The organism is Cupriavidus malaysiensis (assembly GCF_001854325.1).
Classification (GTDB): domain Bacteria; phylum Pseudomonadota; class Gammaproteobacteria; order Burkholderiales; family Burkholderiaceae; genus Cupriavidus; species Cupriavidus malaysiensis.
On the sequence record NZ_CP017754.1, the window covers coordinates 1,536,372 to 1,560,997 of the forward strand.

The 24,626-nt window shown below is 70.1% G+C and carries 21 protein-coding genes; 9 read left to right on the forward strand and 12 right to left on the reverse strand.

The features are described 5' to 3' along the window. Positions 1-130: 130 nt before the first annotated feature. The 5 genes from upp to BKK80_RS06655 all read right to left on the reverse strand — a co-directional run bounded on the left by upp (position 131) and on the right by BKK80_RS06655 (position 7,598). Positions 131-781 (reverse strand): uracil phosphoribosyltransferase, encoded by a 651-nt coding sequence (gene upp, locus BKK80_RS06635; RefSeq protein WP_071011719.1) that lies wholly within the window; start codon positions 779-781, stop codon positions 131-133. A gap of 152 nt (positions 782-933) precedes the next feature. After that, positions 934-2,247, reverse strand: coding sequence for an MFS transporter (locus BKK80_RS06640; RefSeq protein WP_071037292.1), 1,314 nt, complete (start codon positions 2,245-2,247; stop codon positions 934-936). 543 nt (positions 2,248-2,790) lie between these two features. Then, positions 2,791-5,817 (reverse strand): cytochrome c, encoded by a 3,027-nt coding sequence (locus BKK80_RS06645; protein WP_071068758.1) that lies wholly within the window; start codon positions 5,815-5,817, stop codon positions 2,791-2,793. Continuing rightward, positions 5,814-6,311, reverse strand: a complete 498-nt coding sequence (locus BKK80_RS06650; protein ID WP_071011724.1) for a (2Fe-2S)-binding protein — start codon at positions 6,309-6,311, stop codon at positions 5,814-5,816. The genes BKK80_RS06645 and BKK80_RS06650 overlap by 4 nt, the downstream gene beginning before the upstream one ends. 126 nt (positions 6,312-6,437) lie before the next feature. Next, entirely contained in the window at positions 6,438-7,598 is a 1,161-nt protein-coding gene (locus tag BKK80_RS06655; RefSeq protein WP_071011725.1) for an FAD-dependent monooxygenase, read from the reverse strand. Positions 7,599-7,948: 350 nt separating this feature from the next. On the opposite strand from BKK80_RS06655, the gene BKK80_RS06660 reads away from it, so the two are divergent. From BKK80_RS06660 to BKK80_RS06680, 5 genes are all read left to right on the forward strand, one after another. Then, positions 7,949-8,716 (forward strand): maleate cis-trans isomerase family protein, encoded by a 768-nt coding sequence (locus BKK80_RS06660; protein ID WP_071068759.1) that lies wholly within the window; start codon positions 7,949-7,951, stop codon positions 8,714-8,716. Between the two features lie 10 nt (positions 8,717-8,726). Further along, positions 8,727-9,560, forward strand: coding sequence for an alpha/beta fold hydrolase (locus BKK80_RS06665; RefSeq protein ID WP_071011728.1), 834 nt, complete (start codon positions 8,727-8,729; stop codon positions 9,558-9,560). A 23-nt stretch (positions 9,561-9,583) separates the two neighbouring features. Then, entirely contained in the window at positions 9,584-10,663 is a 1,080-nt protein-coding gene (locus tag BKK80_RS06670) for a 2,5-dihydroxypyridine 5,6-dioxygenase NicX family protein (protein ID WP_071011729.1), read from the forward strand. Beyond that, positions 10,656-11,333, forward strand: coding sequence for an N-carbamoylsarcosine amidohydrolase (locus tag BKK80_RS06675; RefSeq protein WP_071068760.1), 678 nt, complete (start codon positions 10,656-10,658; stop codon positions 11,331-11,333). Before BKK80_RS06670 ends, BKK80_RS06675 begins: the two co-directional genes overlap by 8 nt. A gap of 138 nt (positions 11,334-11,471) precedes the next feature. Continuing rightward, positions 11,472-13,814 (forward strand): xanthine dehydrogenase family protein molybdopterin-binding subunit, encoded by a 2,343-nt coding sequence (locus tag BKK80_RS06680; RefSeq protein ID WP_071068761.1) that lies wholly within the window; start codon positions 11,472-11,474, stop codon positions 13,812-13,814. A gap of 13 nt (positions 13,815-13,827) precedes the next feature. Here BKK80_RS06680 and BKK80_RS06685 read toward each other — a convergent pair whose 3' ends face one another. Further along, complete coding sequence (locus BKK80_RS06685) at positions 13,828-14,316, reverse strand: MarR family winged helix-turn-helix transcriptional regulator (protein ID WP_071011734.1); 489 nt, start codon at positions 14,314-14,316, stop codon at positions 13,828-13,830. Between the two features lie 140 nt (positions 14,317-14,456). After that, positions 14,457-15,527 carry a Bug family tripartite tricarboxylate transporter substrate binding protein gene (locus tag BKK80_RS06690; protein ID WP_084545502.1) on the reverse strand — a complete coding sequence of 357 codons (1,071 nt, stop codon included), beginning with the start codon at positions 15,525-15,527 and terminating at the stop codon, positions 14,457-14,459. Positions 15,528-15,819: 292 nt separating this feature from the next. On the opposite strand from BKK80_RS06690, the gene BKK80_RS06695 reads away from it, so the two are divergent. The 4 genes from BKK80_RS06695 to BKK80_RS06710 all read left to right on the forward strand — a co-directional run bounded on the left by BKK80_RS06695 (position 15,820) and on the right by BKK80_RS06710 (position 19,138). Next, the gene (locus BKK80_RS06695) at positions 15,820-16,746 is read left to right on the forward strand and encodes a DMT family transporter (protein ID WP_157903165.1); all 927 of its coding nucleotides are present in this window, start codon (positions 15,820-15,822) and stop codon (positions 16,744-16,746) included. 49 nt (positions 16,747-16,795) lie between these two features. Beyond that, a complete protein-coding gene (locus BKK80_RS06700) occupies positions 16,796-17,584 on the forward strand; it encodes an SDR family oxidoreductase (RefSeq protein ID WP_071011736.1) in 789 nt (262 codons plus the stop codon). A gap of 94 nt (positions 17,585-17,678) precedes the next feature. Next, complete coding sequence (locus BKK80_RS06705; RefSeq protein WP_071011737.1) at positions 17,679-18,080, forward strand: methylglyoxal synthase; 402 nt, start codon at positions 17,679-17,681, stop codon at positions 18,078-18,080. A 77-nt stretch (positions 18,081-18,157) separates the two neighbouring features. After that, complete coding sequence (locus BKK80_RS06710; RefSeq protein ID WP_071011739.1) at positions 18,158-19,138, forward strand: quinone oxidoreductase family protein; 981 nt, start codon at positions 18,158-18,160, stop codon at positions 19,136-19,138. A 63-nt stretch (positions 19,139-19,201) separates the two neighbouring features. On the opposite strand, the gene BKK80_RS06715 is transcribed toward BKK80_RS06710, so the two are convergent. The 5 genes from BKK80_RS06715 to BKK80_RS06735 all read right to left on the reverse strand — a co-directional run bounded on the left by BKK80_RS06715 (position 19,202) and on the right by BKK80_RS06735 (position 24,458). Then, a complete protein-coding gene (locus BKK80_RS06715; protein WP_071011740.1) occupies positions 19,202-19,495 on the reverse strand; it encodes a YkvA family protein in 294 nt (97 codons plus the stop codon). A 180-nt stretch (positions 19,496-19,675) separates the two neighbouring features. Then, a complete protein-coding gene (locus BKK80_RS06720) occupies positions 19,676-20,821 on the reverse strand; it encodes a BMP family ABC transporter substrate-binding protein (protein ID WP_071011742.1) in 1,146 nt (381 codons plus the stop codon). Positions 20,822-20,878: 57 nt separating this feature from the next. Next, entirely contained in the window at positions 20,879-21,799 is a 921-nt protein-coding gene (locus BKK80_RS06725; RefSeq protein ID WP_071011743.1) for an ABC transporter permease, read from the reverse strand. 9 nt (positions 21,800-21,808) lie between these two features. Beyond that, a complete protein-coding gene (locus BKK80_RS06730; RefSeq protein ID WP_071068762.1) occupies positions 21,809-22,900 on the reverse strand; it encodes an ABC transporter permease in 1,092 nt (363 codons plus the stop codon). Beyond that, positions 22,893-24,458: an ABC transporter ATP-binding protein gene (locus BKK80_RS06735; RefSeq protein ID WP_071011747.1), complete on the reverse strand. Its 1,566-nt coding sequence runs from the start codon at positions 24,456-24,458 to the stop codon at positions 22,893-22,895. The genes BKK80_RS06730 and BKK80_RS06735 overlap by 8 nt, the downstream gene beginning before the upstream one ends. Positions 24,459-24,626 lie beyond the last annotated feature (168 nt).

Here is a 24,626-nt window from a genome sequence, read left to right on the forward strand (position 1 = left end):
CACTGCGGTCAGGGGGCGACTGCGGCGCCGCAGGCTTGTACGGCGCTCAAGGGACGAGTGTAAGGATTCGCGGGCTGCGGACCTTGAGGTCCGTCAAGCCCGCCGCGAATGGCGCCTGCGGCGCTCAGTCTCAGTTCTTGGTGCCGAACAGGCGGTCGCCGGCGTCGCCGAGCCCCGGCACGATGTAGGCATCCTCGTTCAGGTGGCTGTCCAGCGAAGCCACGAACAGCTTCACGCCCGGATGGGCCTTCTGGAACACTTCCACGCCCTCGGGCGCGGCCACCAGCGCCACGAAGGTGATGGCCTCGTCCTTGACGCCGCGCCGCTTGAGCACGTCGACGGCATGCGCGGCGGAATAGCCGGTGGCCACCATCGGGTCGCACAGGATGAAGCTGCGGTCTTCCAGGTCGGGCAGCCGTACCAGGTATTCCACCGGACGGTGCTGCTCGTCGCGGTAGACGCCGATATGGCCGATGCGTGCCGAGGGAATCAGTTCGACCAGGCCGTCGCTCATGCCGACACCGGCGCGCAGCACGGGCACGATGGTCAGCTTCTTGCCGGCGATCACGGGGGCGTCCAGGGTGACCAGCGGGGTGTCGATGCGGCGCGTGGTCAGCGGCAGTTCGCGGGTGATCTCGTAGCCCATCAGCAGCGTGATCTCGCGCAGCAGTTCGCGGAAGGTGCGCGTGGAAGTCTCCTTGTCGCGCATGTGCGAGAGCTTGTGCTGGATCAGCGGGTGATCGAGGATGAACAGGTTGGGAAAGCGCGGATCTTGTTTCATGGCGACGGCGAGGGCTCGGCGGGAGAGGGGAGGCGGGCGGCCGGGTCGGGGCGACCGGGCCGCCGCGCCGGTGTAGGCGGATTGTAATGGAAGCCGGCCGCCGCGCGGTCGGCCGGCCCGCCTTCCTCCGGGACCGCCCCCGGGATCCTGTCTCAGTCCAGCGCGCGGTTCTTCGACTCGATGTCCACCAGGAAGATGGCCAGGGCCGCCACGGCCAGGAAGGATGACAGCAGCGCCAGCGCGAGCGTGAACTGGCTGGCCATGATGGGGGCGACGATGGAGGGGGCGAAGAGGCCGCCGAAGCGCGCCATCGCGCCAGCGGTGCCCATGCCGCTGGCGCGCAGGTCGGTCGGGTAGACCTCGGGCGTGAAGGCATAGAGTGCGCCCCAGGTGCCGAGCAGCGCGAAGCTCATCAGCAAGGTCGAGCCGACCACGATGGCGGGGGACTGGCCCAGGCTGTAGAGCATGCAGCCCGCTGCGCTGAGCAGCAGGAAGCCGATCAGGGTCGGCTTGCGGCCCCAGCGCTCGACGCCGTGGGCGGCCAGCGCGAAGCCGGGCAGTTGTACCAGCGCCAGCAGGATCAGGAAGACCTGGCCACGCATGAAGCCGAAGCCCTGGCCTGCCAGCTTCACCGGAAGGTAGACGAAGACGCCGTAGTAGGCGACAGAGATGAGCATCCAGGCGGCCAGCAGGCAGAGGGTGCGGCGCCGGCATCCCGCGGCGAACAGCGCCAGGACCGATTTGCGCTCGGCCTGCTGCGGTTCCAGCGGCGGGATCTCGGCGCTGACGCGATTGGCGGCTGCCACGCGCCGCAACACCGCGCGCGCTTCGTCGGAACGGCCCGAGCGGTTCAGGTAGAGCGGCGATTCTGGCACGAAGAGGCGGCACACCACGCCGACCAGGGCCGGGATGCCGGTGACGAAGAAGATCAGCCGCCAGGCGCTGTCGCCATGCGTGGTGGCGATCAGGGCCAGCACGGCGAGCAGGATGGTGCCGACCGCCCAGAACGACTCCAGCAGGACCAGCCAGCGGCCGCGGCGGTCGGCGGGGAGAAACTCGGCCATCATGGTGTAGTCGACCGGCAGGGTGCCGCCGACGCCGATGCCCGTCAGCAGGCGCAGCAGCAGCAGCCACTGGAAGTCCGGCGCGAAGGCGGAGGCGACGCCGCAGGCCGCGTCGATCACCACGGCCATCATCAGCACCGGGCGGCGCCCGATGCGGTCGGCCAGGCGGCCGAACACGAAGGCGCCGACCAGCATGCCGACGAAGAACATCGTCCCGGTCTGCAAGGCTGTCGGAACCGGGATGCCGAAGGTCGAGGCGATCGAAGGCGCGGTGAACCCGATCGACAGCACCTGCATCGCGTCGGCCAGCCAGACCAGGCCGAAGATGACGAACAGGCGATACTGGAACTTGCCGACGCCGGCCGCGCGGATACCTTGCTCGATCGTGATGGTGTGCGACATCGCCGGCCTCGGGCCTGGCTGGGAGGGGGAGCCGATCGTCGCCTCTGCGATGGTCGGGGATGGCAGGGATGAAATGGATGATGACATATTGTCCACCTGTTCTGTAAGGCTGGTTCCTGAATCCGGAAGCCAACGTCCATCGCGGCGAGGCCGGGCGCATGATGCCATGCGCGCCACATCGCAATGAAACGTGGTGACGACTGCAGTCTGGAAAAGCGAGAACTATGCCGGGGGCGCCGGCAGCGGGTTCATCGGGCGCATGTGATACGGATACGTCATCGTCTCTCCTTGTTGTCTACCCATGGTGCGTTTCTCGTCTTGTCTCCGGGCCGGTACGCCACGCCTGTGCGCCGTCCTTGTGCCGGCATGCACCGTGGCGCGTCTCGCTGCATGTATGTAGTGCTCGCTACATATCGATTCAGTGTGCGCTACATGAGGGGTGCGGTAAGGTCGATCGCCGGCAGGCCGGCTTCGCTTCGCTCGTTCCGTGGTGGCGCCTGCGCGGGAAGGCGGTGCGCGGCCAGCCTGCCGCGCGGATCTCCGTCAGGGGCGGTGAGCGGGAGCGGCGCGCAGGCGCGCAACCGTGGCATCGACGTCCTGCCACGCGGGTTTGTCGGGGGCAAAGCGTGCGCGCAGGTACCTTGCAAGGTCGGCGACCTGGCCGTCGTCCAGGCTGTCCGCATAGGACGGCATCGCGCCGAGCGCGCTGTCGGGCGGCGCCGGCATGCCTTGCAGCAGCACCTGGATCACATTGTCGGGGCGGTCGGCGTGCAGGTTCGTGTTCAGCGCCAGGGAAGGTTTCACGCCGAACTGGCGCATGCCCTGCCCGGACTGGTGGCATACCGCGCAGGCGCTCTGGTACAGGCGCGCAGCGGGGCCGCTGAGCGAGGCGGCGGCTTGCGCGCTGCGCCGCTCGGCCTGCGCGGCCAGCGCGTCGATGCGCTCGGGTGCGGGAGGCGGCGCGGCGAACGAGGCGATGTAGTGGGCGATGGCCTGCACGTCAGATGCGGGCAACTGGGTGAGTTCCTCCACCACCGGCGCCATCGGGCCGGCGGCGGCGCCATGATGGGCGGCGTAGCCGCCGCGCAGGTAGGTGAACAAGGCCTCCTCGGTCCACGGCACCGGTGCGCGCGACAGGGCGGTCAGGGCGGGCGCTTCCCAGCCCTCGGCGCTGCCCCCCGACAGGTAGTGGCGGCCGCCTTTTTCCGCGCCGAGCGCGTTGCGCGGCGAATGGCAGGCGCTGCAATGGCCCAGGCCTTCCGCCAGGTAGGCGCCGCGGTTCCACAGCGGCGAGCGCGCGGCGTCGGGGCGGAATGGCGCGTTGCGGTGGAACAGCAGGTTCCAGCCCGCCAGCAGCGGCCGCAGCTGGAACGGGAAGGCGAGTTCGGTGCGGGGTGCGGTGGCCCGCACCGGCTCGGCCGACATCAGGTAGGCGTACAGCGCCTGCAGGTCGGCATCGCTGATCTTGGCGAAGGCCGTATAGGGGAAGGCGGGATACAGGCGGTGGCCGTCGCGGTGCACGCCTTCGCGCATGGCGCGCTCGAAGGCGGCGAACGACCAGGTGCCGATGCCGGTCTCGGCATCGGGGGTGATATTGGTGCTGTACACCGTGCCGAACGGCGTTTCGAGCGCCAGCCCGCCGGCGTTCTTCGGGCCGCCGGGAGCGGTATGGCAGACGGCGCAATCGCCCGCGGCCGCCACCAGCCGGCCGCGCTCCAGCGTGGCCGCGGAGTAGAAGCCCGGTTCGGGTGGCGCCACCGGTGCGAGCGGTGCGCGCCAGGGCAGCACGGTGGCGCACAGGCTCGCCGCCGCTGCCGCGCCGGCGGCAAGCCAGCCGCGCCGGCGGCGCGCCTTGCCGGCAGCTTGCGCCGCCAGCGCCAGGCGCAGGCGGTCGGCGCTGAACGGCGGTTCGCGCAGGCGCACGCCGGTGGCGTCGAAGATGGCGTTGGCCACTGCCGCGGCGGCCGGCAGCGTGGCCGCGGCACCCGCCGCCAGCGTGGGGCGCGAGGCCAGGGCGCCGGCCATGCGGATGTCCGGCGCCCTGGTCCTGGTGGCAGGGAGAGCGGCTGTGGCCGGCGCCTGCAGTGCCGAGGCGGCCGGAGTCCACGGTGCCCCTGATGCCGCCCAGGTGTCGAACGCCGGCGGCGGAGCGGTCAGTTGCTGTGCGGTCTGCGCTGCCAGTTGCTCCATCGGCGGCGAGGTCGCGGAGGTAGGTCCGGGCGCCGCGGCTTCACTGTCGTGGCCGACGGTGACACGCGTGACCGCGAGCTCACCGGTGGTGCCGTCTATCTCCACTTCGGCCACCCAGGCCGACCAGCTCGGCGCCGCCTCGTCTTCCACTGCATGCGCGTAAGCGAAGCCGCGGCCGCGGCGCACATTGCCGCCACCGCCCGTCGCGCGGACGGGCGGTGGCTCCGAGGACCATCCGGCGCGCTGCGCCACCTCGCGGATCAGTGCCGCGCCGCGCGCGTCGTCGAGGTGGTCGAGCCGCAGCGACACCGGGTCGACCCGGGCGCCGACGGCGATCTCGTCGAAATGCGACTCCTGGGCGAAGACCCGGGCGCGTGCGTTGGCCAGGCTGTCGCCCCGGCCATCGGCCGATCGCGTGCCGGCCGCGCTCGCGTCGGTGCCGGCGGCGTGGATCTCGATATGGGGGATGCGATAGGGCAGCAGCGCTGTGCTGGGCGCACACGCGTTTCCGCTATCGATGGTTTCGGCGAACTCGTCGAACTCGGCGACGTCGGCGACCGGTGCCGCCGTGCGCGTCAGCCAGAGCGCCAGCGGTACGGCCGGGGCACGGGTGCCGCCGAGCGTGGCGGCATAGGCGTGGAGCGCGGCACCGCTGTGCGCGCTGTCGATCCGCCAGTCGAGCGTGGCATCGGCGAGGCCGGCATCGGCTGCGCTCAGGGTTCGCCGCACGCATGCCTGCGCCGCCTGTGCCAGCAGCGCGGCGTCGGCGGCGGCATGGTGCGCGAGCAGGGCGGTGTCGGCGCCATCGTGCGCGCTCTGCCAGCACAGTAGCGTGACCTGTCGCTCGTCGATGTCGAGCAGGGCGGCGAGTTCGGCGCGCAAGGCGCCCGGGCGGGTGCTGGGCAGCCAGACGCGCAATGTGCCGTCGCGCCAGTCGGCGATCGCGGTGCAGGTAGCGGAGTCCGGCTGCATGCCGGCCAGCGGCCAACGGTAGCGCCGCGACTGGCGCGTCTGCGCCTGCTCGAATGCGGCGGCGGCGTTGCCGTGCCGCGCCAGCGTCCGCCGTGGCACCGGCGCAGGGTCCGGCGCGGGCGGCGGAGCCCAGCGGGCGCACAGCGCCTTGGCGGCTTGCGCGGCCTGCTCGGCCGAATCGGCCACCACGCCCGCAAAGTCCTGGCGCACGACCACCGTCCGCGCGCCCGGCGCAGCCGCAGCGGCTTGCGTATCCGCGCCAAGCAGGCGTGCCACGAGCGGCCGCCCGCCCGACCAGCGCAGGCCGGGCGGGCGCAACACATGCGCGGCCAGGCTGTGCGCCGGAGGCGGCTGGTCTCCTGGCCACGTGGCGGGCGCTGCCGGGTGCGGAGCCTGGGTGTCGTTCACGGCTGCGCTCCTGCTTCGTTCCTGCGCTGCAGCAATGCGGCGCGCTGCACCGCGCGCACGATCTCGACATGCGTGCCGCAGCGGCACAGGTTGAAGCGCAGGGCCTCGCGGATCTCGTCCTCGCTCGGGGCCGGGTTGTCCGCCAGCAGTGCCTTGGCGGTCATGATCATGCCGTTGAGGCAGTAGCCGCACTGCGCGGCCTGCTCGTCGATGAAGGCCTGCTGCACCGGGTCGGGCCGCTGCGGCGTGCCGAGTCCCTCCAGCGTGGTGACGGCGCGCCCCAGCACGGCCTTCACCGGCAGCACGCAGGCGCGCGCGGCGAGGCCGTCCACCAGCACCGTGCAGGCCCCGCACTGGCCCAGTCCGCAGCCGTACTTCGGGCCATTGCAGGCGAGGTCGTTGCGCAGGATATAGAGCAGTGGCGTGTCGGGCGCCACGCAGAGCGTGTGCTCGGCGTGGTTGACATCGAGGGTCAGGGGGCGGGGCGTGTTCATCGGAGCAAGGGGGCGGTTTGCACTGCACGCGTCGCGGCGCCGTTCCCCTTCATGAGCGAGGGGATGCGGCGCCAGGCACCGGTACCGCGTGGTCGCGGTGCGCCGGCTGGGTGGTTCAGGCGGACATCACGCGGCCGCCGAAAGCGCCGGGCGCCCTGCCGGTACCAGCGGCACGTGGAACGCATCGTAGCCGAAACACCAGTCGGGGTTCTCGTTGGAGCGCAGCCAGGTGTTGTTGTGCGAGACCAGCTGGACCTTGCCGGCGCGTTCGGCGCGGTTGGCTTCGTAGAGGGCGAACGCGTTCGCGTAGTCGTCCGCGCCGACTTCGACCAGGCAGCGTGTGAGCATGGCGGCATCCTCGATCGCCATGGCGGCACCCTGGGCCATGTGCGGCTTCATCGGATGGCAGGCATCGCCCAGCAGCACCAGGCGGCCGCGACTCCACAGCGGCAGCGGATCGCGCTCCAGCAGGGGCCACTTGGTGACCTCCACCGTGCCCTCGATCAGCGACTGCACGCCCGCGTGCCAGCCGTCGAAGGCGGCGCGCATTTCCTCGATGCTGCTGGGCACCCAGCTCTTGCTCAGGTCCCAGTCGGGCTCGGGCACGCCCGTTACGTAGTAGATCTCGTCCAGCTTGCCGGTGTCGAAGTAGACCATCATGTGGCGGTCATCGGTCCACCACTTGGTGCAGCGGTCATGCGTGAAGCCCTTGACGCGCGCGATCGGGAATACCGCGCGATGTGCCACATAACCCGTGTACTTGGGCGGTTCGGCACCCAGCAGGGTTTCGCGGATGCGCGAGTTCACGCCGTCGGCGCCGATCACGATATCCGCTGCCTCCATCGTGCCGTCCGTGAAGTGCAGGTGCACCACGTCGCCCTGGTCGCTGACGCGCTCCAGCTTCTTGTCGAAGTGCAGCGTGCCGGGGGCCACGGCTTCGGTCAGCAGCGCATGGAAATCGCCCCGGTGCACGGTCAGGTAGCTGGCGCCGTAGTGCCGCAGCGCGTAGTCGCCCAATGGAATCTGTGCAATCACTTCCCCGCTCACACCTTCTCGGCTGTACCAGTAGTCCGGGTGGCAGCCCATGGCATTGAGGGCATCCTCGATGCCGATGCGCCGCATGATCTTCATCACGTTCGGTCCCACGTGGATGCCGGCGCCAAGGCGCGAGAACGCCGGTGCCTGTTCGTAGAGCCGGACCTGGAGGCCGGCGCGCTGCATCAGGGCCGCGGCGGCCGTCCCGCCGAGCCCGGCGCCGATGATTGCGATTCGCGGTTTGCCTTGCACGTTCTTTCTCCTGGCAATGACAGGTGGGTGGATGGTGTGGGGAGCGCTGTGTGCCCCCGCATTGAAAAAGAGTGTACACACTCAAAAATGCTAGGTAAAGGAACAATGCAATGAACCTATGGAAAACCCTGATGCTTAGATGGGGTCGGCATGTTGCTGCGCAATATTGGCGAATTTAACCGCGAAAACGGGGAATCGAATATTCAGCGTGCACTGAATGAGTGCCGCCTTGCTGGCGTGGAATCTGTTTGCTTATATAGAGTGTGTACACTACAATCGACCGCAGCCGCAGACAGGCGCCTGGCGCGATGGATCGGAGCGGCGGGTAGGCATTCCCCGGAACAGACAAGATGACGGAGTCGACAGTGCAGAACGTTTTCCGAATCGGCCAGATCGTGCCGAGCTCCAATACGACCATGGAGACCGAGATCCCCGCCATGCTCACTGCGCGGCAACAGATCCGCCCCGAGCGCTTCACCTTCCATTCGAGCCGCATGCGCATGAAGAAGGTGGTCAAGGAGGAACTGGCCGCGATGGACGCGGAGTCCGACCGCTGCGCCGTGGAGCTGTCCGACGCGCGCGTGGACGTGCTCGGCTACGCCTGCCTGGTGGCCATCATGGCGATGGGCCATGGCTACCACCGCCAATCTGAGCGGCGGCTGCAGGCGCATACCGCCGGGAACGGCGGGGCGGCGCCGGTGATCACCAGCGCGGGCGCGCTGGTCGATGCGCTCAAGGTGATCGGCGCCAGGCGCATCGCCGTGGTCGCGCCCTATATGAAACCGCTTACCGAGCTGGTGGTCGACTACCTGCGCCATGAAGGCTACGAGGTGGTGGACTACCGCGCGCTGGAGATTCCCGACAACCTCGAGGTAGGCCGCCACGATCCGGCCAGGCTGCCGGGCATCGTCGCCCAGATGGACATTGCCGAGGCCGATGCCATCGTGCTGTCGGCCTGCGTGCAGATGCCGTCGCTGCCCGCGGTGGCGAAGGTGGAGGCGATGACCGGCAAGCCGGTGGTCACCGCCGCCATTGCCACCACCTATGCGATGCTGCGCGCGCTGGACCTCGAGCCGGTGGTGCCGGGCGCGGGCGCGCTGCTGTCGGGCGCCTACTGAGGACCGGACCATGAGCACCTTCCTGTATGGCGGAAACGTCCTGGCCAACGGCATCCGCCAGCACTACCTGCGCTATGGCGGCAGCGAGGGCGCGCGCGCCGCGCGCGATGCCGTGATCATCGTGCCGGGCATCACCAGCCCGGCCATCACCTGGGGTTTCGTCGGCGAGCGCTTCGGCCAGTGCTTCGATACCTATGTCATCGACGTGCGCGGGCGCGGCCTGTCCGCGGCCGGCGACACGCTCGACTACAGCCTGGACGCGCAGGCCGCCGACGTGATCGCGCTGGCCGGGGCGCTGGGCCTGCAGCGCTATGCCATCGTCGGCCACTCGATGGGCGGGCGCATCGGCGTGCGCGCCGCACGCCAGCAGCCGGCCGGGCTGACGCGGCTGGTGATGGTGGATCCGCCGGTCTCCGGTCCGGGGCGCCGGGCGTATCCCGCGCAACTGCCCTGGTACATCGACTCCATCCGCCTGGCGCGCGCGGGCACCGATGCGGAGGGCATGCGCCGCTTCTGCCCGACGTGGACCGAGGAGCAGTTGCGCCTGCGCGCCGAGTGGCTGCACACCTGCGACGAGCGCGCGGTGCTGGCCAGCTTCGACGGCTTCCACCAGGACGATATCCACGGCGACCTGCCGCACGTGGCCGTGCCCACGCTGCTGATGACCGCCGGCCGCGGCGACGTGGTGGGCGCGCAGGACGTGCAGGAAATCCGTGCGCTGCTGCCGGGCGTGCAGGTCAGCCATGTGGCGGATGCCGGCCACATGATCCCGTGGGACGACGAGGCGGGTTTCTACCGCGCCTTCGGCGACTTCCTCGGTGCTGCGCTGGTGGCTTCGGCCTGATCTTTGCCTTCGGAGGAACAGAGATGTCCGTAAGCGACTACGACCTGACCCGGGCGTGGCAGCAGGTGCTGGCACTGTCGAAGCTGGAGCCCGGCCAGACCGTCACCGTGCTGACCGGTGCCGCCACGCATCCGCAGACGCTGCGCACCGCGCTGGTGGCGGCCGCATCGATGGGCGCCATCGTCAACCGGCTGGACCTGCCGCCGGTCAACGGCGACAAGGCACTGAGCCGCGATGCGCTGGCCTACCTCGGCACCACGCCGCTGACCGGCAACGCGGCCGCCATCGCTGCGCTCAAGGCGAGCGACCTGGTGCTCGACCTGATGACACTGCTGTTCTCGCCCGAGCAGCATGACATCCTCTCCGCCGGCACCCGGATCCTGCTGGCGGTGGAGCCGCCCGAGGTGCTCGTGCGCATGGTGCCGACGGCAGCGGACCGCGCGCGCGTGAAGGCTGCCACGGCACGCCTGGCGCGCGCGCGCCGGATGCAGGTCGTCTCCGACGCCGGCACCGACCTGTGCTGCCGCCTGGGTGAGTTCCCGGCCATCAGCGAATACGGCTTCGTCGACGAAGCCGGCCGCTGGGACCACTGGCCGAGCGGCTTCGTGCTGACCTGGCCGGACGAGGGGGGCACCGACGGCACCATCGTGCTGGACCGCGGCGACATCCTGCTGCCGATGAAGTCCTATGTGCAGGCACCGATCCGCGTCACGGTGGAGGCCGGCTACGTGACCGCCATCGAAGGCGGCCTGGATGCCGAACTGCTGGCCGACTACATGGCCTCGTTCAACGATCCCGAGGCCTATGCGATGTCGCATGTCGGCTGGGGCCTGCAGCCGCGCGCGAGCTGGGCGGCGCTGGCCATGTACGACCGCGAGGCCACCATCGGCATGGACGCGCGCGCCTACGAAGGCAATTTCCTCTGCTCGTTCGGCCCCAACAACGAAGCGGGCGGCAGCCGCACCACCGCCTGCCACATCGATATCCCGATGCGCCGCTGCACCGTGAGCCTGGATGGTGAGCCGGTAGTGGTGCGCGGCCAGGTGATGGATGGACACCACGCACCCGTCGCCACACGGTTCAAGGAGAAGCGCCATGCATGAGGAGGTCCAGACCTACCAGCGGCAGGGCTTCGGCACCGCGATGGAGATCGTGCCGCCGTTCGGGCTGCTGGTCATCGATTTCGTCAATGGCTTCGCCGACCCCGCGGTCTTCGGCGGCGGCAATATCCCCGAGGCCATCCGCCGCACGCAGCCGCTGTTGCGGGCGGCGCGCGAGCAGGGCTGGCCGGTGGCGCACAGCCGCATCGTGTTCGCCGACGACGATGCCGACCACAATATCTTCACGCTGAAGGTACCCGGCATGCTGACGCTGAAGGAGCACGGCCACAACAGTGCCATCGTGCCGGAGCTGGCTCCGGTCGCCGGCGAACTGGTGGTGCGCAAGACGGTGCCATCCGCCTTCTTCGGCACCGCGCTGGCGGCCTGGCTGACGCAGCGCGGCGTGCGGACCTTGCTGGTGGCCGGCTGCGTCACCAGCGGCTGCGTGCGCGCCAGCGTGGTGGACGCGATGTCGCTGGGCTTCCGCCCGCTGGTGGTCTCGGACTGCGTGGGCGACCGCGCGCTGGGCCCGCACGCGGCCAATCTGTTCGATATGGAGCAGAAGTACGCCACGGTGCTCAGCCGCGACGAGGCGCTGGCACAGATCGCGCAGATTGCGCAGATTGCGCAATCTGCGCGGAACGGCGCGGCGGGCAGGCGTGCCGAAGCCTGAGCGGCACCGCGCGCGCCGGGCCTGGCCTCATGCTTCCAGTTGGTCCGGCGCGTCGTCGTACCCAAGCTATGGCAGGATACCGGCAGCCATGGCCGCCCGCGCGGTGGCCGGTGCCCGGCGGTAAAGCATCCAGGATCCATGACGGCGACTCTCTTCGACACCAATCCCGATCCCCGGCACGATCCCCGGCACGATGCCGCTGCGACGAGCTCCTCCCCGCGCGCTCAGCGCCTGGCGCTGCTGCAGGCCAGCGGCGTGCTGCTGGTGACGCGTGCGCCGCAGGCGGCGGCGCGGCCGGCGCCGGGCCAGCCGGGCGCCGCCTCGGACTACGTGCCGGCCTTGCCGGACATCTTCGTGGCGGTGCGCGAAAGCGGCGAGGTGCTGGCCTTCAACGGCCACGTGGACCTGGGCACCGGTATCCGCACCGCGCTGGCGCAGATCGTGGCCGAGGAACTGGATGTGCCGCTGTCGCGCGTGCGCATGGTGCTGGGCCATACCGAGGCGACCCCCAACCAGGGGCCGACCATCGCCAGCGCCTCGATCCAGATCTCCGCCATACCGCTGCGCCGCGCCGCGGCGCAGGCGCGTGCGTGGCTGCAGGCGCGCGCCGCGCAGCGGCTCGGTGTGCCTGCCGACGCGCTCGAGGCCGAGGACGGCGCATGGCGCGTAGCGGGTCCGGCGGATCCGTGCGGGACGCGGGAACGGATCGGCTACGGGGCGCTGGTGGCGGGAGAGCATATCGAGCTGCCGCTGGCCGACGACGTGCCCACCAAGCCGGTCGAGTCCTACCGCATCGTCGGGCGCGCGGCGGGGCGCGTCGACATCCCGGGCAAGGTATATGGCGAGCTGACCTTCGTGCACGACGTGCGTGTGCCCGGCATGCTGCATGGACGGGTGGTGCGCCCGCCGTATGCCGGCCGCGACAGTGGCGGCTTCGTCGGCACCAGCCTGCTGGAGGTCGACCGAGCCTCCGTCGCCGGGGTGCCAGGCCTGGTCGCGGTGGTGGTGCAGGGCGACTTCGTCGGCGTCGTGGCCGAGCGCGAGGAGCATGCGGTGCTGGCGGCCCGCCGCCTGCGCGTGCGCTGGAAGCCGGTGCCGCCGCTGCCCGCGCTCGACGACCCCGAGCCCGCGCTGTGCGCCAATCCCGCCACGCGCCGCGCGCTGCTGGACGAGGGCGCAACGGTGCCGGCGGGGGCCGCCGCCACGCTGGCGCGGCGCTTCGTCTGGCCCTACCAGATGCACGGCTCCATCGGGCCCTCGTGCGCGCTCGCCGACTGGCGCGATGAAGGCTTGACGGTCTGGTCCGGCACGCAGAATCCGCATGTGCTGCGCATCGACCTGGCACGATTGTGCGGGCTGGACGAGGCGCACATCGAGATCGTGCGCATGGAGGCGGCCGGCTGCTATGGCCGCAACTGTGCCGACGACGCCAGTGCCGATGCGGTGCTGTTGTCGCGTGCCGTGGGCCGTCCGGTGCGCGTGCAGCTATCGCGCGAGCAGGAGCACCTGTGGGAGCCGAAGGGCGCGGCGCAACTGATGGATGTCAGCGCCACGCTGGGCGCCGGCGGCGAACTGCTGGCTTACGACTTCGTCAGCCGCTATCCGTCCAACGATGCCCCGACGCTGGCGTTGCTGCTCACCGGGCAGGTGTCCAACGCACCGCGCACGCTCGAGATGGGCGATCGCACCGCCGTGCCGCCCTACGCTTATGCCAGCCGCCGCATCGCCTGCGATGACACCCCGGCCATCGTGCGTGCTTCGTGGCTGCGCGGCGTCTCGGCATTGCCGAACACCTTCGCGCACGAAGCCATGATCGATGAACTGGCGGCCTCGGCGGGCGCCGATCCCTTGGATTTCCGCCTGCGGCATCTGCCAGACGAGCGCGCCGCGGAACTGGTGCGCGCCGTGGCCCGGGCGGCGGGCTGGCAACGCGGCGCGCGCGGCTCGCGTGGCGTGCCGGACGCCGACGGGCGCCTGCGCGGACGCGGCGTGGCCTACGCCCGCTATATCCACAGCCGCTTCCCGGGCTTCGGCGCGGCGTGGGCGGCGTGGATCCTCGATCTCTGCGTCGATGCGGCCAGCGGCAGCATCCGCGTCGAACGGATCGTCGTGGGCCAGGACACCGGCATGATGGTCAACCCGGACGGCGTGAGGCACCAGGTCCACGGCAATGTGGTGCAGGCACTGAGCCGCGTGCTGAAGGAGCAGGTGCGCTTCGACGGTGCCGGCGTGGCCAGCCGCGAATGGGGCAGCTACCCCCTGCTGACCTTCCCGGAGATCCCGCCGATCGAGGTGGTGCTGGTGCCGCGCCAGGCGGAGCCGCCGCTGGGGGCGGGAGAATCCGCCTCCCTGCCGGGCGCGCCGGCCGTGGCCAACGCGCTGTTCGATGCCACCGGCCTGCGCCTGTGCCGGCCGCCGTTCACCCCCGAGGCCGTGCAGGCCGCGCTGGCGGCCCGCGATCACGGCGAGCGCGGAGGCTGAGGCGGGGCTGGCGCTAGCGTTCGTCGTCGGCGCCGCCGCGCTCGTCGAATTCGCTCATCTTGCGCAGCAGGTAGGTCACCGCCACGCGTTCGGCCGGGTTCAGGCCGCCGAAGGTCTGCTCGGAGATGCGCTGGGCGAACGGCACGGTCTCGCGCACCAGGTCGAGGCCGGCCGGCGTCAACGTGACCACCACCTTGCGGCGGTCGTTGGGATCGTGCGAGACCGCGATCAGCTTGCGCGCCTTGAGCCGTTCGATCACGCCGCGCACGGTGGCCTGGTCGATCGCGGTGGCGCGCACGATCTCGTTGAGCGAGCAGGATTGCCGCTCATTGACCGCGCACAGCACTACGAACTGCGCGGCGGTCAGCTGCGAATCCGGGATGGTCTGCTGGAAGATCGCCACGTGGCGCTGGTAGGCGCGGCGCAGCAGGTGGCCCACCTGCTCGGTGAAGTCGTAGCCGGTGTCGGCCTGGCCGGCGGGCTGGTCGGGAGAAGAGGGCACGTCGATCGTGGTGCGAGAGAGGAGTGCCCCGAGTATACCGACGAAGGCATGATGCCGATGCGTGATCCCGGCAAGGCGTGCCGGTGACGCAGCGCGGCCCGCTGCGGGACCGGCTGCGTCGTCGGGCACCCGGGCGGGGTTCAGTCGACGGTGATACCCGCGCTCTTGGCCACCTTGCCGAAGCGCTCGTACTCCTGCAGCGTCAGCGCCTGCAGCGCCGCCGCGCTGGAACCCTGCGGGCTGAAGCCGGCCTGCACCAGCTTCTCGCGCACGGCAGCCTGGCCCAGTGCCTCGACGAAGGCAGCGTTGAGCACTTGCACCACCGGCGCCGGCAGGTTGGCCGGGCCGTACACGCCGAACCAGGGATCGACCGCGTAGCCGGGCAGGCCGGCCTCGGCCAGGGTCGGCACGTTGGGCAGCGAGGGCGAGCGGTTCTTGCCCGCCACCGCGAGGGGACGCAGCTTGCCGGCCTGGATGTGCGGCAGCGAGGCCGGCAGGTTGTCGAACATCACCTGCACGTGGCCGCCCAGCATGTCGTTGATGGCGGGGCTGCTGCCCTTGTAGGCCACGTGGACCAGGCTGGTGTGCGTCATCTGCGAGAACATCGCGCCGGCCAGGTGCATCGAAGTGCCGGCGCCGGCGGTGGCGAAGGTCAGGCCGGGATGGGCCTTGGCGTAGGCGATCAGCTCGGGCACGCTCTTGACCGGCAGCGAGGGGCTGACCTCCAGCACGATGGTCGAGTTGCCCAGCAGGCTGATGGCGGTGAAGTCCTTGCGCGGGTCGAAGGGGACGTGCTGGTAGATGTGCGGGTTCAGGGCGTTGGTCGAGATGGCGCCGAAGCCGATGGTATAGCCATCCGGCGCGGCCTTGGCCACCGCGTCCATGCCGATGTTGCCGCCGGCGCCAGGCCGGTTTTCCACCACCACCGGCTGGCCCAGCTTCTGCGCGACCTTCTCGCCCACGGTGCGCGCCACCAGGTCGGTGGTGCCGCCGGCGGCGTAGGGGACGATGAAGCGGATGGGCTTGGCGGGGAAGTCGCCGGCGGCATGCGCGGCCGGCAGCGCCAGCGCCGCCAGGCCGCCGCCGAGCGTGCCGGCCAGCGCCGCCGTCAGCAGCCGGCGGCGCCGGCGTGCCGGGGCGCCGGACGTGCCGGACGTGCCGGACGCGGCAGGCTGGTGCGGATGCAGTGTGGGTGCGGACAGGGTTGCCATCTGGGAGTCTCTCCTTGCTTGGTATTGTCTGGCATTGTTTCTGCCGGGGCAGGCCGCGCCGCGAAGCGAGGCAGGGCGCACAGCATACGGCACCGCGCGCAGCGCTGCCAGCCGTCGCACCGGGGCGGCGCAGGGATGGTCAAGGGAAGGTGTTTCGGGGGGGCGAGGGACGGCCGATGCACGCGGCGCTTTTCGCATACAATCGTCGCGTCGTCCGTCCGACCCTGTTTTGCACCGACTCACTTACGACCGCACGCCATCGCCCCGGCGCGGCGGTGAAGCCATCCTAGCCGTGCCCGCGTCCCCCAAAACCCTGACCCTGCCGGCCGAGGCCCATGCGCCCTCGCGCGGGGGACTGGCCGTTGCCGCCATCGGCGCGGTGCTGTTCTCCGCCAAGGCCATCGTCGCCAAGCTGATGTACCGCTACCAGGTCGACGCGGTGATGGTGATCACGCTGCGCATGCTGTTCGCCGTGCCGCTCTTCATGGCGATCGGCTGGTGGCAGTCGCGCCGGCTGCCGGCACTGTCCTGGCCCGACCGCGGCCGCGTGGTCTTTCTCGGCTTCATCGGCTACTACCTGTCGAGCTTCCTGGATTTTCTCGGCCTGCAGTACATCACCGCGGGGCTGGAACGCCTGATCCTGTTCCTGACGCCATCCTTCGTGCTGCTGGCCACCGCTCTGCTGTTCAAGCGCTCGATCGCCCCGCGCCAGTGGCTGTCGCTGCTGCTCGCCTACGCCGGCATCGTGCTGGTGTTCGCGCACGACCTCGATGTCAGCGGCAACGGCGTGTGGCTGGGCGGCGCGCTGGTACTGGGCAGCGCGGCCACCTATGCGATCTACCTGATCGCCAGTGGCGAACTGGTGCGGCGCGTCGGCTCGCTGCGCCTGGTGGCTTACGCCATGTGCGTTTCCACGGCCTGCTGCGCGCTCCAATACCTGCTGCTGGGCCGCACGCTCGGTGAGCTGACCCAGCCCGCGCCGGTGCTCTGGCTGTCGGCCGTCAATGCGGTGTTCTGTACCGTGCTGCCAGTCTCGCTGACCATGGTGGCGGTGGCCCGCATCGGCGCGCCGATGGCATCCCAGGCCGGCATGATCGGGCCGGTCTCCACGCTGCTGCTCGGCTTCTGGCTGCTGGGCGAGCCGATCTCCGGCGCGCAGCTGGCCGGCAGCGCGCTGGTGCTGGGCGGCATGTACCTGTTGTCGGCGCGCAAGGCCTGAGCAGCGCGGCGGCATTCCCGAACCTGACGAACAAGACAAGGAGAGTGAGATGGATCTCGGACTGCGTGGCAAGCATGCGCTGGTGTGCGGCGCCAGCAAGGGCCTCGGCTTCGCCTGCGCGGACGCGCTGGCGGCGGAGGGTGTCGACGTGGTGATCGTGGCGCGCGGCGCCGAGGCGCTGGAGAAGGCCGCGGCCGACCTGCGCGCCCGGCATGGCCGCCGCGTGGTGGCGGTGGCCACCGACATCACCACCTCGGCCGGCCGCCAGGCCGCGCTGGAGGCGGTGGCCAAGCTGGGCGACCTGGACATCCTGGTCAACAATGCCGGCGGGCCGCCTCCGGGCAACTTCCGCGACTGGGGCCGCGACGACTGGCTGGCCGCGCTGGACGCCAATATGCTGACCCCGATCGAGCTGATCAAGGCCACCGTCGACGGCATGATCGCGCGCAAGTGGGGCCGCATCATCAACATCACCAGCGGCGCGGTCAAGGCGCCGATCGACGTGCTCGGCCTGTCCAACGGCGCGCGTTCCGGCCTGACCGGCTTCATTGCCGGCCTGGCGCGCGAAGTGGCCCAGCACGGCGTGACCGTCAACAACCTGCTGCCGGGCCCGTTCAACACGGACCGCCTCTTCAAGACCATGGAGGGCGGTGCCAAGAAGGCCGGCCTGAGCGTCGAGGAGGTGGCCAGCAAGCGGGCCGCGCTGAATCCTTCGCGCCGCTTCGGCGATCCGGCCGAGTTCGGTGCCACCTGCGCCTTCCTGTGCAGCCGCCAGGCCGCCTACATCACCGCGCAGAACATCCTGCTCGATGGCGGCGCGTATCCCGGCACCTTCTGAGCGGGTACTTGCAGAGCTGCCGTTTTCCGAGCCGCGTACCCGGGGCCGCGCCCCGGCGCGCGGCACGCGCCCTGTCTTGCCATGAGGAAATGAGATGACCCGCCCCTGCATCGCGCTGATCGCCCACGATCACAAGAAGGACGATATCGTCGCCTTCGCCGGCCGCCACCGCGATTTCCTCGCCCAGTGCGAGCTGGTGGCCACCGGCACCACCGGCGGCCGGCTGGCCGACGAGCTCGGCCTCGAGGTCACGCGCATGCTGTCCGGCCCCTGGGGCGGCGACCTGCAGATCGGCGCGCGCCTGGCCGAGGGCCGGGTGGCGGCGGTGTTCTTCCTGCGCGACCCGATGACGCCGCAGCCGCACGAACCCGACATCAACGCGCTGGTGCGCGCCTGCGACGTGCACAACGTGCCCTGCGCCACCAACGTGGCCACCGCGGACCTGCTGATCGCCGAACTGTGCCGGCGGCACGCCGCCGCCGAACGGACGGCGTGAGTCTTCCCGGCCGTCCGCGCCGCGCAGGCGCCGGACGGTCTCCTGCCATGCCGTATGCCAACGAGAGGAGAACTGTGATGAGCAAAGCCATCCGTATCACGGAGACCGGCGGTCCCGAGGTGATGCAGTGGGTCGACGTCGAGGTGGGCGAGCCCGGCCCCGGCCAGGTGCGCGTGCGCCACGAGGCGGTCGGCCTGAACTATATCGACGTCTATTTCCGTACCGGCCTGTACAAGCAGCCGCTGCCGGCTGGCCTGGGCATGGAAGGTGCCGGCGTGGTCGAGGCGGTGGGCGCGGGCGTGGGCCACCTGAAGGCCGGCGACCGCGTGGCCTATGCGGGTCGCCCGACCGGTGCCTACGCACAGGTGCGCGTGATGCCCGCCGACATCGTGGTGCGGCTGCCGGAGTCGATCTCCTTCGAGCAGGGCGCCGCCATGATGCTGCAAGGGCTGACCTCGCAGTACCTGCTGCGCGACAGCTATCGCGTGCAGCCCGGCGATACCGTGCTGTTCCACGCGGCCGCCGGCGGCGTCGGCCTGATCGCCTGCCAATGGCTGAAGGCCCTGGGTGCGACCGTGATCGGCACGGTCGGCAGCGAAGAGAAGGCGGCCCTGGCGCGCGCCCACGGCTGCGACCATACCATCCTCTATACCAGCGAATCCTTCGTCGACCGGGTCAAGGAGATCACCGGCGGCAAAGGCGTGCCGGTGGTCTACGACTCGATCGGCAAGGACACCTTCAACGGTTCGCTGGACTGCCTGGCGCCGCGCGGCACCATGGTCAGCTTCGGCAACGCCTCCGGCCCGGTGCCGCCGGTGGATATCTCGGTGCTCGGCAACAAGGGCTCGCTGCGCCTGACCCGGCCGACGCTGATGACCTACGTGGTGCACCGCGAACTGCTGGAGCCGATGGCGGCCGAGCTGTTCGAGGTGGTGGCTTCGGGCAAGGTCAAGATCGAGGTCAACCAGCGCTACGCGCTGTCCGAGGTAGCGCAGGCGCACCGCGACCTGGAGGGCCGCAAGACCACCGGCTCCACCGTGCTGCTGCCCTGGGCCTGAGCCCGAGCCTCATCGGGCCGGCCTTGCGCGCCGGCCGCGGTGCGGGCCCGCTCAAGGGCCCGCTCAGCGCGCCCGCACCGTGGTGGCGCCGGCGCGCGCCTCGGCCTGCCGCAGCACGTGGGGCGGCAGGCGCTTGAGCATGAAGTGGACGGCGAGCGGAATCAGCACCACGTCGTCCACCAGCCCCAGCCCGGCGATGAAGTCGGGAATCAGGTCGATCGGCGACAGCGCGTACAGCACCAGGCCGGCGGTGGCGGGGCGCAGCCAGGCCGGTGCGTCGGGATGGCGCAGCGCGTGCCAGAGCAGGCGGCCGTCACGCCGCACCAGCGTCAGCAGGGCGGAAAATCTTTTCCACATTTGAGAGGGCTCCTTCACATGCGAAGGCGGCCAAGCCGGTGGGCACCATGAAAAACGCCGCCTGCGGACTATCTTGGTCCGCAGGCGGCGCTTTCAAGTTCCGGCAAGCTGCGCCGCCGGAGAGCGTGGCTGATAGTGCATGCCCGCAGGCATGCACCGTCCGCCATGGCAGGGCGGCCATCAGCCCGGGATCTTGCCTTCCACGCCTTCGACGTAGAACTTGATGCCATGCAGGAAGCCGTCGTCGGCGACCTGGTCCTTGGCCAGCTGTTCCTTGCCGGTGTTGTCCTTCAGCGGACCCTTCCAGATCGGCGCGGTGCCGTCGACGATGCCCTTCTTGCGCGCTTCCACCAGCGCCTTGACGTCATCCGTCACGTCGGCGTTGAACGCCTTCAGGTCGATCATGCCTTCCTTCAGGCCCCACCAGCTGGTGCCGTTGGTCCACTTGTTGTCGAGCACGTCGCCGACCACCTTGTTGTAGTAGACGCCCCAGGAGATCACCGACGCGGCCAGGTGGGCCTTGTCGCCGAACTTGCTCATGTCGCTGTCCCAGCCGAAGGCATGCACGCCCTTTTCCTGGGCGGTCTGCACCACGGCCGCCGAGTCGGTGTTCTGCATCAGCATGTCGACGCCCTGGCCGATCAGGGTGGTGGCCGCTTCGCGTTCCTTGCCCGGATCGAACCACTTGTTGACCCAGACCACCTTGACGGTCGCCTTCGGGTTGACGCTGCGCGCGCCCAGCGTGAACGAGTCGATGTTGCGGATCACCTCGGGGATGGGTACCGAGGCCACCACGCCCATCTTGCCGGTCTTGCTCATCTTGCCGGCCACCACGCCGGCCAGGTAGGCGCCCTCATAGGTGCGCACGTCGTACTGGGCCAGGTTGTCGGCGGTCTTGAAGCCGGTGGCATGCTCGAACTTCACGTCCGGGAATTCCTTGGCCACCTTCAGCATCGACTCCATGAAGCCGAAGCTGGTGCCGAAGATCAGCTTGTTGCCCTGGCTGGCCAGGTCGCGGAACACGCGCTCGGCGTCGGCGGCCGATTCGGGCACGTTCTCGACGAAGGTGGTCTTGACCTTGTCGCCGTACTTCTCTTCCACCGCCTTGCGTCCCACGTCGTGGGCGAAGGTCCAGCCGGCATCGCCGACCGGTCCGATGTACACGAAGGCGACCTTGAGCGGCTCGGCCTTCTGCTCGGCCGCCGGAGCGGAGGCGGGCGCCGCGGTCTCGGCCGGCTTCTCGGCCTCCTTCTTGCCGCAGCCGGCCAGGGCCAGCAGCGCGGTGGCGGCCAGGGCTGCCAGGGTCTTCCTGCGCGTCATGATCATGATTCGATTTCTCCTTGTGGTAATGGCTGTTGTGTAGGCAGTGAAAGGGGGGCGGGCTCAGGCGCTGCCGGGCCGGAATGGGCGGCCCAGCGAGGCGGGCATATTGAGGCGGATCCAGGCCGGGTTGCGCGAGATCACCGCGAGCACGACGATGGTGGCGGCATAGGGCAGCATCGACAGGACCTGCGACGGTACCGACACGCCGATGCTCTGCAGGTAGAACTGCAGGATGGTGACGCCGCCGAACAGCCAGGCACCGACCAGCACGCGCCCCGGGCGCCAGGTGGCGAAGGTGGTCAGCGCCAGCGCGATCCAGCCGCGCCCGGCCACCAGGTTCTCCACCCACATGGGCGTGTAGACCAGCGACAGGTAGGCGCCGGCCAGGCCGCAGCAGGCGCCGCCGAACAGCAGCGCGCCGAAGCGGATCAGCCGCACCGGATAGCCGAGCGCGTGCGCCGACTCGGGCGATTCGCCGACCGCGCGCAGCACCAGGCCGGCGCGCGTGCGGAACAGGAACCACATGATGGCGAAGCACAGCAGCACGCTGGCATAGACCATCCAGTGCTGCTGGAAGAAGGCGGGGCCGAAGAAGGGCAGGTCGGCCAGGCCGGGGATGGACCTGGCCTGGGCCGGCATGGCGTAGCCGACGAAGCGCTGGCCCATGAAGGCCGACAGCCCGGTGCCGAAGATGGACAGCGCCAGCCCGGTGGCGACCTGGTTGGTGGCGAGTACCAGCGCCAGCCAGGAGAACAGCGTGGCCATCAGCATGCCGGCGGCGGCACCGGCGAGGAAACCGAGCATCGGCGACTGCGTCTGGTAGCCGACCATGAAGCCGAGCGCGGCGGCCACCAGCATCATGCCTTCGGCACCCAGGTTGAGCACGCCGGCGCGTTCGTTGATCAGCAGCCCGAGCGCCGCGAGCAGCAGCGGCGTGCCTGCGTTGATGGCGGTGGCGATGAGGGGAGCGAGTTGTTCCATGGGTCGGGTTCAGGCAGTCCGGGTGCGCCAGCGCAGGCGGTTCTCGATCAGCGTGTCGCAGGCGAGCAGGAAGAACAGCAGCATGCCCTGGAAGACCCAGCCGATGGCCGACGGCAGTCCGAGGCGCGATTGCGCCATCTCGCCGCCGATGTAGAAGAGGGACATCACGATGCCGCCGAACACCGCGCCCACCGGGTGCAGGCGGCCGACGAAGGCGACGATGATGGCGGTGAAGCCGTAGCCCGGCGAGATCGACGGCAGCAGCTGGCCGATCGGCCCGGTGACCTCGAAGGCGCCGGCCAGCCCGGCGCTGCCGCCGGACACCAGCAGCGCGTTCCACAGCGAACGCCGTGCCGAGAAGCCCGCATAGCGCGCCGCCAGCGGCGCGGTGCCGCCGACCTGCAGCCGGTAGCCGGCGAAGCTGCGGAAGATGAACACCGTCATCAGCACCACCAGCACCAGCATCACGGCGAAGCCCGCGTGCAGGCGCGAGCCGGGCAGCAGGTTGGGCAGCAGGAACTCGGGCGAGAACACCTTGGACTGCGGGAAGTTCATGCCGTTGGGGTCCTTGAGCGGGCCGTTGACCACGTACAGCATGGCCTGCTGGGCGATATAGGTCAGCATCAGCGAGACCAGGATCTCATTGGCGTTGAAGCGGTCGCGCAGGGCCGCCGTCAGCGACGCCCACAGCATGCCGCCGGCAATGCCGGCCAGCGATGCCAGGACCAGCACCACGGTGCCGTTGATGGTGTGGCCAGGCACGTCGAACCACAGCACGGTGGCGCCGGCGAAGATGCCGCCGACGATCAGCTGCCCGTCGGCGCCGATGTTCCACACATTGGCGCGGTAGCAGACCGACAGGCCGAGCGCGCACAGCACCAGCGGCACGGTCTTCAGCAGCACCTCGCCGATGGCGCGCTTGTCCTTGAGCGGGTCGGCCAGGAAGACCTTGAGCGCGGCCACCGGATCCTTGCCCAGCAGCACGAACAGCAGCGCGCCGAAGGCCAGGGTCAGCAGCAGGGCGAAAACGGGCGAGGCATAGGCCATGCGGCGCGAGGGCTCGCCGCGCGGCGCCAGCGCGAAGGGCAGCAGGTCAGCCATGATGGGCCACCTCCGCGGTTTCGTGCCGGCTGGCCGGCCCGCCTTCCCACAGGCCGCTCATCCACAGTCCCACCTGCTCGCGCGTGGCCTGCTCGGTGGGGATGGAGGGCGACAGCCTGCCCTTGGCGATCACATGCAGCCGGTCGCAGATGGCGAACAGCTCATCGAGTTCCTCGGATACCACCAGGATCGCGCAGCCGGTCGCCTTCATCGCCAGGATCTCGTTGTGGATCTGCGCCGCGGCGCCGACGTCGACGCCCCAGGTGGGCTGGGCCACGATCAGGACCTTGGGGCCGCTCTCGATCTCGCGGCCGACGATGAACTTCTGCAGGTTGCCACCCGACAGGCTCTTGGCCAGCGCCTGCGGCCCGGCGGCCTTGACGCGGAAGCGGCTGATGACGGCGGCCGCCAGCCCGGCGGCAGCTTTCGGCGAGACCAGGCCGTGGCGCACATAGGGCGGCGCCTGGTGCGACAGCAGCGTGTTCGCCGCCAGGCTCATGCCCGGTACGGCGCCGCGGCCGAGGCGCTCTTCCGGCACGAAGGACAGGCCGGCGCGGCGGCGCGCGCGCGCGTCGAGCCGGCCTACCGGCTTGCCCGCCAGCGCCACGGCGCCATGGTCGGCGCGCGTATCTTCGCCGGACAGCGCGCCCAGCAGTTCCTGCTGGCCGTTGCCCGAGACGCCCGCGATGCCGACGATCTCGCCGGCGTGGACGTCCAGCGCGATCTTCTCCAGTTCGGTGGCAAAGGCATGCGCGCGCGGCAGCGACAGGCCGCGCACGGTCAGGCGCACCGGTCCGCGCTCGGTGGCGATGCGCGCCTCGCGAGGCGGCTCGCCGCCTATCATCAGGCGCGACAGCGAGGCCGCGGTTTCCTGGCGCGGGTCGCACACGCCGGTCACCTTGCCCATGCGCATCACGGTGGCGTGATGGCAGAGCGCGCGGATCTCGTCGAGCTTGTGGCTGATGTAGAGGATGCTGGTGCCTTCGTCCGACAGCTGGCGCAGCGTGACGAAGAGGGTTTCCACGGCCTGCGGTGTCAGCACCGAGGTCGGCTCGTCGAGGATCAGCAACTGCGGCCTGGCCAGCAGGGCGCGCACGATTTCCACGCGCTGGCGCTCACCGACCGACAGCGTGTGCACGTGGCGGTTGGGCTCGAGCGGCAGGCCGTAGCGCTCCGCCGTGGTGCGGATCTGCTCGGCGAGCTGCTTCATGCCGGTGCCGCGGCTGCCCTGCGGCAGGCCCAGCGCGATGTTCTCGGCCACCGTCAGCGTGTCGAACAGCGAGAAATGCTGGAACACCATGGCGATGCCCAGGTTGCGGGCATCGTGCGGGCTGGAGATGGCGGCGGTGGCACCGTTGAAGTGCACCTCGCCGGCATCGGGTTTGACGGCGCCGAAGATGATCTTCATCAGGGTGGACTTGCCGGCGCCGTTTTCGCCGAGGACAGCGTGGATCTCGCCGGGCGCGACGCTGAGGCTGACGTCGTCATTGGCGGTCACGCCGGGGTAGCGCTTGGTGATATGGGCAAGCGCCAGCCTTGGGGTGGTGGGTTGTGTCACTGAGGCGGCTCGTTTCGTATGGGCAGCAACGTATTGTCGGTATGGCGGAAAACGCGGCAGTGCGAGCGCAGCATGGCGGCGACGCATTGCAGCATTCATCATGCTTCCGTGATGCCTGTCATTTTGCTCGGATTATATAAGCGGGCGGGGCCGCGGCCTGTTGTTTCT